The sequence below is a fragment of the Lysobacter arseniciresistens ZS79 genome (genome assembly GCF_000768335.1).
Taxonomy (GTDB): Bacteria; Pseudomonadota; Gammaproteobacteria; order Xanthomonadales; family Xanthomonadaceae; genus Novilysobacter; species Novilysobacter arseniciresistens.
This window is the reverse complement of the sequence record NZ_AVPT01000017.1, coordinates 44,285-53,731: the sequence shown is the minus strand read 5'-3', so window position 1 is coordinate 53,731 and position 9,447 is coordinate 44,285. Positions and strand designations below refer to the sequence as shown.

9 protein-coding genes and 1 other RNA gene are annotated in these 9,447 nt (G+C 71.8%); 2 read left to right on the top strand and 8 right to left on the bottom strand.

Going from position 1 to position 9,447, the window contains the following annotated elements; all coding sequences use genetic code 11:
• Positions 1-43: 43 nt before the first annotated feature.
• The 8 genes from N799_RS14850 to N799_RS15360 form a co-directional block, all read right to left on the bottom strand.
• Positions 44-184 carry a 2OG-Fe dioxygenase family protein gene (locus N799_RS14850; protein WP_081974923.1) on the bottom strand — a complete coding sequence of 47 codons (141 nt, stop codon included), beginning with the start codon at positions 182-184 and terminating at the stop codon, positions 44-46.
• An 18-nt stretch (positions 185-202) separates the two neighbouring features.
• Entirely contained in the window at positions 203-865 is a 663-nt protein-coding gene (gene rpiA / locus N799_RS09600; RefSeq protein WP_036211477.1) for a ribose-5-phosphate isomerase RpiA, read from the bottom strand.
• 5 nt (positions 866-870) lie between these two features.
• Positions 871-1,341, bottom strand: coding sequence for an EVE domain-containing protein (locus tag N799_RS09595; protein WP_036211474.1), 471 nt, complete (start codon positions 1,339-1,341; stop codon positions 871-873).
• Positions 1,338-1,937, bottom strand: a complete 600-nt coding sequence (locus N799_RS09590; RefSeq protein WP_036211471.1) for a 5-formyltetrahydrofolate cyclo-ligase — start codon at positions 1,935-1,937, stop codon at positions 1,338-1,340. Before N799_RS09590 ends, N799_RS09595 begins: the two co-directional genes overlap by 4 nt.
• An 83-nt stretch (positions 1,938-2,020) precedes the next feature.
• Positions 2,021-2,208, bottom strand: a non-coding RNA gene (gene ssrS, locus N799_RS14845) — 6S RNA.
• Positions 2,209-2,288: 80 nt separating this feature from the next.
• Positions 2,289-2,591, bottom strand: coding sequence for a cell division protein ZapA (locus N799_RS09585; protein ID WP_036211468.1), 303 nt, complete (start codon positions 2,589-2,591; stop codon positions 2,289-2,291).
• A complete protein-coding gene (locus N799_RS09580; protein ID WP_036211465.1) occupies positions 2,588-2,809 on the bottom strand; it encodes a TIGR02449 family protein in 222 nt (73 codons plus the stop codon). The genes N799_RS09585 and N799_RS09580 overlap by 4 nt, the downstream gene beginning before the upstream one ends.
• A 54-nt stretch (positions 2,810-2,863) precedes the next feature.
• Positions 2,864-7,429 (bottom strand): EAL domain-containing protein, encoded by a 4,566-nt coding sequence (locus tag N799_RS15360; protein WP_052101426.1) that lies wholly within the window; start codon positions 7,427-7,429, stop codon positions 2,864-2,866.
• A 126-nt stretch (positions 7,430-7,555) separates the two neighbouring features.
• Here N799_RS15360 and N799_RS09570 point away from each other — a divergent pair, with 126 nt between their 5' ends.
• Together N799_RS09570 and N799_RS09565 are read left to right on the top strand one after the other, a co-directional pair.
• Entirely contained in the window at positions 7,556-8,104 is a 549-nt protein-coding gene (locus tag N799_RS09570) for a UPF0149 family protein (RefSeq protein WP_036211462.1), read from the top strand.
• 1 nt (position 8,105) lies between these two features.
• The gene (locus N799_RS09565; RefSeq protein WP_036211459.1) at positions 8,106-9,440 is read left to right on the top strand and encodes an aminopeptidase P N-terminal domain-containing protein; all 1,335 of its coding nucleotides are present in this window, start codon (positions 8,106-8,108) and stop codon (positions 9,438-9,440) included.
• The last annotated feature ends 7 nt before the right edge of the window (positions 9,441-9,447 follow it).

The following is a 9,447-nucleotide window of genomic DNA, read 5'->3' as shown; positions in this document are numbered from 1 at the left end:
TTGCGGCGCCGGGGGCATGCGGGGCCGGAATGTGCGCGGCGTGTCAGGCCAAAGGCCGGCGCCGGTAGGTCAGCACCAGTACGTCGCGATACGCCGCCGCCGCCGGGTCGCGTGGGGTCACCGCGGTCACGCCGTGCAATACGCGGTGGTCGTCCACCAGCGCGATGTCGCGTGGCCGAGTCAGCGGGAATCAACCAGTCCCTTACAACACCTGTGGCGTTTCACCGCCGACGATGACGACATCGGCCGGGCGGCGGGCGAACAGGCCGACGCTCACGACGCCTGGAATTTGATTGATCGCCTGCTCCAGCGCGACCGGGTCGGTGATGGCCAGCCCGTGGATGTCGAGGATCGCGTTGCCGTTGTCGGTGACAATGCCGCGGCCCGCCGCATCCTGGCGCCACACGGGCTGGGCCCGCGTCATCGCGAGGATCTCGCGGGCGACCAGGCTGCGGGCCATCGGGATCACCTCCACCGGCAGCGGGAAGCGCCCGAGCACGTCGACCTGCTTGCTCGGATCGACAATGCAGACAAACCGCGTGCTGGCCTCGGCGATGATCTTCTCGCGTGTCAGCGCGGCGCCGCCGCCCTTGATCAGACGTTTATGCGGGTCGCACTCGTCGGCGCCGTCGACGTACAGCGACAGCGTGCCGGTGCTGTTGAGGTCGAACACCTCGATACCGACCGCGCGCAGGCGCTCGGTGCTCTGCTCCGAACTGGACACCGCGCCGCGGATGCGCTCGCGCATGTCGCCGAGCGCCTCGATGAAATAGGCGACCGTGGAGCCGGTCCCGACGCCGATGATGCTGTCGGATTCGACGTACTCGATGGCCTTGAGGGCGGCCTGGCGCTTGGCTTCGGACATGTGGGTTACTCGAGGGAGAGCAGGAACTTGTAGTGGGCGGCCGACACCGGAAACACCGACAGCCGGTTGCCGCGCCGGATCAGGGCGAACTCGTCGCCGAGCTCGTCGGCGTGCGACTTGATCTCGTCCAGCGTGATGATCCGCGACAGCTTGCGCTCGAACGCGACGTCGACGAGGAACCAGCGTGGCTCCTCGCGGGTGGCTTTCGGGTCGTGGTAGTGCGACGAGGGGTCGAACTGGGTCTCGTCCGGATAGGCGTGGCTGGCGACGGTCGCGGTGCCGACGATGCCCGGCGGCTTGGTGTTGGAGTGGTAGAACAGCACGCCGTCACCCACCTGCATGCCGTCGCGCATGAAGTTGCGCGCCTGGTAGTTGCGCACGCCGTTCCACGGCTCGGTGCCGACGCGCTCGAGGTCGTCGATCGAGAACGCATCGGGTTCGGACTTCATCAGCCAGTAGCGGCGGCGTTTGCTCATCGTTCGACCTTGCGGAAGTCATGGACCCCGGCCTCGGTGCAGGCGGCATCGAGCGGTACGTCCCAGGGCGCCGGCGGGGGTAGCGGCACGCGCTGCAGCTCGAAGCCGACGCCGACCAGCCATGGCGGCGGGGCAACGCCGCGCCGGGCGGCGAACGTGCGATCGTACCAGCCGCCTCCCATGCCGAGCCGCTGGCCGCGGTCGTCGAAGCCGACCAGCGGCATGACGACCATGCGCATCGCGTCGGCCTCGAGCAGTGCGTCTGGTGCTACGACCGGTTCCGGGATGCCGAAACGGTTGGGCCGGAGCGGATCGCCGGGGCGCCACGGCGCGAACACGAGGCGGTCCCCGGACAAAACCGGCAGGCAGTAGCGGCACCCCGGGGGCAGGCCGAGCTGCCAGGCGTGCAGTGCAATCTCGCCATCCATCGCCCAGTAGCCGGCGACGGGGCCGTCATCGGGGGCGAACTCGAGGTTTAGCAGGTGGCGGGCCAGCCGCTGCGCCGCGTCGATGCGCTCGGCGGCAACCAGCGCGCGGCGGCGTTGGCGAAGTTGCGTACGCAACGGGCGCAGCAGGTCGGCGCGTTCGGCAGGCATCCAGCAGGTCCGGTCCGGGTCCAGTTGACTGGTCGGCCGCGGGGGCCGTCGGGGCGCGGTGGGCGCCTGAACGAAAAAAAGAAAAGTCCTCCGCCGATGGCGATGCGCGCGAAACGACCTTGAACCCGGGGTTCAAGTGGGGACGCTTGGAGGCCGTCGGGCTTCCCGCTACCAGGGCGGACTTGCACTCCGGGCTTCCGCTGCGCCCCCGCGGTCGCGATTAAGGGACAAGGCGAATGTTTGCGCGCGCCGTCGTCCACAGCAGAGGACGTGGCGGGATTATAGCCTGTCGGCGGTGCCGGCAAGGTCCGTTCGTCGGCCTCGCACGGGCGGGGTTCAGCGGATGCGCTGCTAGCGCGGCGGCTCGTCGAACAGGACGTCCAGCTTGCGCTGCAGGTCGCCGAGGCTGCGCGCCAGCTCGCGTGTGCGGCCCTCGTCCTCGCTGCGCATCTGCTGCAGCTCGTGGGCGAAGTTGAGCGCCGCCAGCACGGCGACGCGGTCCAGCGCCGCCATCCGGTTGTTGCCGCGGATCTCGCGCATGCGGGTGTCCAGCAGCTTGGCCGCGGCCAGCAGGCTGTCGCGTTCGTCGGGCTCGCAACCGACGGTGTATTCGCGGTCGAGCAGGCGGATGCTGACCGGCGTGCTGTTGCTCATGTGTGCTGTTCCAGCGACTTCAGCCGGGCGATCATCGCCTCGACCCGGGTGCGCGCCTGCTCGTTCTTGGCGAGCAGGGCCGCGCGTTCGCCGGCCAGCGCCTCCTGCTGCTGGCGCAGGCTGCGGTTCTCTTCCTGCAACCGGCGGCTGCGCTCGGCCAGCCCGTCGATGCGCTCGACGAGCGCCTGCAGTTGGGAAAGCAGTTCGGCCCGGTCCATCCCGGCACGATAGCAGGCGCGCCCGGCCGGTCAAGACGGGCGCGGGCGGGGCGTTCACACCGCGGGCGCGGTGCTGCGCAGCCGTTGCCGCAGCAGCTCCAGGCACTGCTCCGGCGGCAGCGGCCGGGCCAGCCAGTAGCCCTGGATCTCGTCGCAGCCGTGGCGCCGCAGGAACCCCAGCTGGCCGGTGTCCTCGACCCCCTCGGCGACGACGGTCAGCCCCAGCGAGTGGCCCATCGTGATGATGGTGCTGGTGATCGCGGCATCGTCGGGGTCGTGGCAGAGGTCGTCGACGAAATCCTTGTCGATCTTGAGCGTGTTGATCGGCAGGCGCTTGAGGTAGGACAACGACGAGTAGCCGGTGCCGAAGTCGTCGATCGCCAGCTTCACGCCGATCGCGCGCAGGGCCTGCAGCGTCGCCGCGGTCTCGCCGGCGTTGGCCATGATGACGGTTTCGGTGAGTTCCAGCTCGAGCAGGCCCGGCGGCAGCCCGGTGTCGGCCAGCACGCGCGCCACCAGCGACGGCAGGTCGCCGCGCAGCAGTTGCAGCGAGGACACGTTGACCGAGATGCCGAGCTCCAGCCCCGCCGCGCGCCACTGCGCCAGCGTGCCGCAGGCCTCGCGCAAGGCCCACTCGCCGATCTCGAGGATCATCCCGGTCTCCTCGGCGACCGGGATGAACCGGGCCGGCGGGATCGTGCCGTGCTCGGGGCTGTGCCAGCGCAGCAGCGCCTCGACCGAGACGATGCGGTCCTGCGACAGCGACAGCCGCGGCTGGAACGCGAGCGCGAGTTCGTCGCGGTCGAGCACCTTGCGCAGCGCGGCGGAGATGGTCGAGCGCTCGCGCACCTCCACGTCCATGCTGTCGGCGTAGCGCATGAAGGCGCGGCGGCCGATCGCCTTGGCCTGGTACATCGCGGTGTCGGCGTGCTTGAGCAGGTCGGCCGGGGTTTCGGCGTGGTCCGGGAACAGGCTGATGCCGATCGACGGCGAGACCACCAGGTCGTGGCCCCCGTCGATGTCGAGCGGCGTCTGGAACGCTTCGATCAACGCGCGCGCGACCCGCTCGGCGTGGTCGGCGCTGTCGAGGTTCTCCAGCACCACGGTGAACTCGTCGCCGCTCAGGCGCGCGACGGTGTGGCCGCTGCCGACGATCTGCTGCAGGCGCTGCGCGGCCGCGCGCAGGATGCGGTCGCCGGTGGCGTGGCCGAACGAGTCGTTGATGTCCTTGAAGCGGTCCAGGTCGAGGAACAGCACCGCGATGCGGCTGCCGGCGGTGCGTGCGCGCACCACCGCGCGGCCCAGCCGCTCGGCCAGCAGGGCGCGGTTGGGCAGGTTGGTCAGGGTGTCGTAGTTGGCCAGGTAGCGCAGTTCCTGCTCGGCGCGCTTCTGGTCGGTGATGTCGCCGAGCACCGCGACGTAGTGGTCGTGCGCACCGTCGGCATCGGCGACGGAACTGGCCTGCAGCCAGCACAGGAACTCGCCGCCGTCCTTGCGCTGCTGCCACATCTCGCCGGACCAGCGGCCGTCGCGCTGCAGCTCGTCGCGCATGTGGTGGTAGAAGCGCGGGTCGTGGCGGCTGCTGTCGAGCAGCGACGTGGAGCGTCCGAACACCTCGACGTCGCTGTAGCCGGTCATGCGGGTGAAGGCGGGGTTGATCGAGATGAAGCTGAAATCGCGGTCGAACACCGCGACCGCCTCGGCCATCGAGCGCAAGACCTCGCTGGAGATGCGCCGCTCGCGTTCGGCGCTGCGGCTGTCGGTGGTGTCGCGGGCGGTACCGGCGACGCGGACCGCGCGGCCGTCGGCGTCGCGCTCGACCACGCGGCCGCGGGCGCGGACCCAACGCCACGCCTGGCCTTCGGCGTCGCGGGTGCGGTGCTCGGAGGTGAACAGCGCGACCTCGCCGCGCAGGTGCCGCAGCATCGCCTCGCGCACCAGCGGGAAGTCCTCGGGGTGGATGGCCTGGTTGCCGCTGACGTGGTTGTGGATGGCGGTTTCGGGGCGGTCGCCGTAGGACTCCACCACGCGCGTGCGGTGCACCTCGCGGTTGCCCAGGTCGTAGTCCCAGAACTGCTCGCCCGACGCCCACAGCGCCAGGCGCAGGCGTTCCTCGCGCTCGCGGATCTGCTGGAACCAGCCCTGCTCCTGACGGCGCCGGCGGTGCCAGCGCCATCCCAGCACGGCGGCCAGTGCCAGCAGCGACAGCACCGCGGCGGTGATCGCCAGCGGATGGCGCCACAGCGGCGGGGCGACGTGAACCGGCACCTGCAACTCGACCGGGCTCCAGTTGCCGTCGCGGTCGGTCGCCTGCGCGCGGAAGGTGTAGCGGCCCGGCGGCAGGCGGGTGTAGGTGATGTCGGACTGGGTGCCGTTATCGATCCAGCCCTTGTCGAAGCCCTCCATCCGGTAGCGGTAGCGGGTGGACGCGGCGGGGGCGAAGTCGAGCGCGCCGATGCGCAGGCGCAGGATGTCGGCGCCGTCGGGCACGTCGAGCCGGCTGGCCTGCCACATGACCGCGTTCTCGTCCGGGGCATCGGCGCCGACCCGGGCCGCGAGCAGCCGCAACGGCGGTGCGTAGGCGGCGCTGCGCATGCCGCGCGGGTGGAACAGGTTGAGCCCGCGCACGCCGCCCATCGCGATGCGGCCGTCGGCGAGGGTGGCGACCGCGCCGCCGTTGAACTCCAGGTCCTGCAGGCCGTCGCCGAGGCCGTAGCGGTGCGCGTGGGCCAGCGCGGTGTCGAACCGGACGATGCCGACGTCGGTGCCCAGCCACAGCCGCAGGTCGCGGCCGGTGCCGTCGCTGGCGATCGAGAACACCACCGGCGGCAGGCGGCGGTCGAGCGTCTCGGTCAGCGGCTGGCTGAAGCCGATCGCGCCCGGGGCCGCTTCCACCACCTGCGCCAGCCCGGCATGGGTGCCGACCCAGACGTTGCCGTCGGCGTCCTGGTGGAGTGCGCGCACCATGTTGCCGGGCAACGACTCGGGTCGGCGCGGGTCGTGGCGGAAATGCCGCAGGCGGCCGGTGGCCGGGTCGAGCAGGTCGAGGCCGCCGCTGGTGCCGAACCAGATACGGCCCTTGCGGTCTTCCAGCAGCGCGTGGACGCTCGGGTGGACCAGCTTGCGCGGGTCGCCACGGTCGTGGCCGTAATGGATCACCCGCTGGCTTTCGCGCTGGTACAGCAACGCGCCGTCGCCGTAGGTCGCGAGCCACAGGTTGCCCTCGTGGTCGACCAGCAGCGCGCGCAGGTTGGCGTGGGTGAAGCTGCCCAGCGGGATCGTCTCGAACGTGCCGGTCGCCGGGGTCAGGCGCAGCAGGCCGGCGGTGGTCGCCAGCCACAGCCGGCCGTGGCCGGCGTCGGCGATGCCCATGACGCGGCGGTTCGACGGCCCCGGCATCCGCGCGGTCCAGTCCTCGAACCCGGGCCCGGGGCCGTGGTAGCGCAGCAGCCGGCCCTCGTCGGTGCCGACCCAGAGGGTGCCGTGGATGTCCTGCTGGATCGCGCGGACGCTGTCGTTGCCGGGGTGCTTGCGGCCTTCGTCGGTTTCGAGGTCGACCACGTAGCTGAAGCGCGCACCGGCCGGGTCGGCGACGGCCGCGCCGCGCGACTGGCCGCCGACCCAAAGCATGCCGCCGCGGTCCACCAGCAGGCTGCCGATGACGTCGTCGGACAGGCTGGCCGGGAGCGCCGAGCCATGGACCCGGCGGCTGCGGCCCGTGCCCGGCTCGAACCGCACCAGCCCCGAGCCGTAGACCGACAGCCACAGGCTGCCGTCGGGCACCTGCACCACTGCGCGGACGTTGCTGTTGCCGTCGGCGCTGGCGTCGGGCTGCAGCGGCCAGGCTTTCTCCAGCGTATCGCCGGAGACGCGGAACAGGCCGTCGCGGCGCCCGACCCAGACCGCGCCGTCGTGGTCCAGCAGCAGGCTGGCGGCGGCGTCGCGCCCGCCGACGCGCTCGGCCTTGCGGTCGGGGCCGATGCGGAACACCCCGGCCGCGGTCGCGTACCAGAGCATGCCGGCGCGGTCGACCAGCAGTTGCTGGTACGGCGCGCGGCGCAGCAGCTCGGGACCGAGCGCGAGGACCGACCGGCGCTCGCCGGTGGCGGGGTCGAACCGCTCCAGCCCGCCAAGGGTGCCGACCCATACCACGCCGTCGTGCGGCAGCACCGCGGCGACCTGGCGTGCGGCGGTGGTGTCGTCGGGGTCGCCTTCGGGCGGGAAGTGCGTGATCCGGCCGCTGTCGAGGTCGATCCGGGCCAGGTACTGCGAATAGAGACCGACCCACAGGGCGTTGGCATCAGGGTCGGCCGCCAGCGCGGTGACGAAGCTCTCCGGCAGGCTGGCCGGGTCCCCCGGGTCGTTGCGGTAGGCGACGTAGCGGTCGCCGTCGTAGCGGTGCAGGCCGCCCTGGGTGCCGACCCAGACGAACCCCTGGGCGTCCTGCGCCAGCGCGGTGATCGAGTTCTGCGCCAGCCCCTGCTCGCTGCCGATCGGGGTGAAGTAGTAGTCGCGGGTAGCGGCCTGCACCGACGCCAGCGCGCCCAGCCCGAGCAGGCAGGCGAGCAGGGTGGCCGCTCGGCGGCGCGAGCGCGGTTCGGGCGGAAGCGATGGGGGCACGGCACCGCGTCGGTTGGCGTGGCAGCCCGCAGTGTAGGCAGCCGCGCCCGCGCCTGCCAATCGCGGCGAGGCGGCCGCGACGGCACCGTTGCTAGACTTGGGCGCCCACAACCGCGGTGAGCACCCGTGTCGCAGAACAGCCTGCCGGACCTGTCCGAAGTCGATGCCGAAATCCGCCGCCTGGCGCTTGCCAGCTCCGCGCCGGAACTGCACGGAAGCCTGTGCGGCTGGCTCGCCGGTGGCGGTGCGCCGGTGCGCGAGTGGCCGGCGAAGGTGCTGGTCGACGACACCCTTGCCGCGCCGGCCGAAGGCAGCCCGCTCGACCGCCTGCGTACCGCCAGCGTCGCCCAGCTGGAGGACCGCAGCTTCGACTTCGCCCTGATGCTGCCGGGTGCCGACGCGCCGCTGGTGCAGCGCAGCGGCGCTCTGTTCGACTGGTGCCGCGGCTTCCTCGGCGGCTTCGGGCTGGCCGCGGGCGCCAGGCCGAAGCTGTCGGAGGAAAGCACCGAGGCGCTGGGCGACCTGGCCCGGCTTGCCCGCGCCGAGGCGCAGGAGGACGGCGACGAGGAGGACGAGGCCGCGCTGGCGGAGATCGAGGAGTTCGTCCGGGTCGCCACCCTGCTGCTGCACGGCGACTGCGTGCTCGCCGCGCGCCACCGCCAAAGCCTCAACTGACATGCACGCCCCCCTGACCATGCCCGCACGGGCCTACGCGCGCCGACGCCGGCAGCTGATGCGCATCGCCAGCGACGACGCGATCCTGATCCTGCCGGCCGCGCCCGAGCGGATCCGCAGCCGCGACACCCACTACCCTTATCGGCAGGATTCCGACCTGCTGTACCTGACCGGATTTCCCGAGCCGGAGGCGGTGCTGGTGCTGGTGCCGGGCCGCAAACATGGCGAGACCGTGCTGTTCTGCCGCGAGCGCGACCCCGAGCGCGAGGCCTGGGACGGCCCGCGGGTCGGCCCGGACGGCGCGGTCGAGGCCTTCGGGGTCGACGACGCCTACCCGTTCACCGACCTCGACGACATCCTGCCGGGCCTGCTGGAGGGCCGCTCCCGGGTGTACTACCACTTCGGCCGCGATGCCGAGTTCGACCTCAAGCTGATCGGCTGGGTCAACCGCGTGCGGGCGATGATGAAGATGGGCAACAAGCCGCCGCACGAGTTCCTCGAACTCGGCCACCTGCTCGACGAGCTGCGGCTGTTCAAGGACCGCGACGAACTGCGCTTCATGCAGCGCGCCGCCGACATCAGTGTCGCCGCGCACCAGGCGGCGATGCGCGCGGTGCGCCCGGGCATGCACGAGTACGAGCTGCAGGCCGAACTGGAGCGCGTGTTCCGCGCCTGCAACGCGGTGCCGGCCTACGGCAGCATCGTCGGCGCCGGCGGCAACGGCTGCGTGCTGCACTACGTCGCCAACAACGGCCCGGTGCGTGACGGCGACCTGGTGCTGATCGACGCCGGTGCGGAGTACGGCGGCTACGCGGCGGACATCACCCGCACGTTCCCGGCCAACGGCCGCTTCGGCAACGAGCAGCGGATCCTGCACGACCTGGTCGGCGACGCCCACGCCGCGGCGATGGCGCAGGCCCGGCCCGGCGTGCCGTACGAGGCCGGCCACCTGGCCGCGGTGGAGACGCTGACCGAGGGCCTGCTCAGGCTCGGCCTGCTGCGAGGCAAGCTGGAGAAGCACCTCGCCGACCGCAGCTACCGCCGCTTCTACCCGCACAAGACCGGCCACTGGATCGGCATCGACGTGCACGACGTCGGCGACTACCGGCTCGACGGCGAATCGCGCCTGCTCGAACCGGGCATGGTGTTCACCATCGAACCCGGCCTCTACATCCGCCCCGACGACACCTCGGTGGCGGCCAAGTGGCGCGGCATCGGCATCCGCACCGAGGACGACGTGCTGGTGACGAAGGACGGCCACAAGGTGCTGACCGACACGCTGGCCCGCAGCGCCGACGAGATCGAGGCGTTCATGGCGGACGCCGCGGGCGGCTGACCGGCGC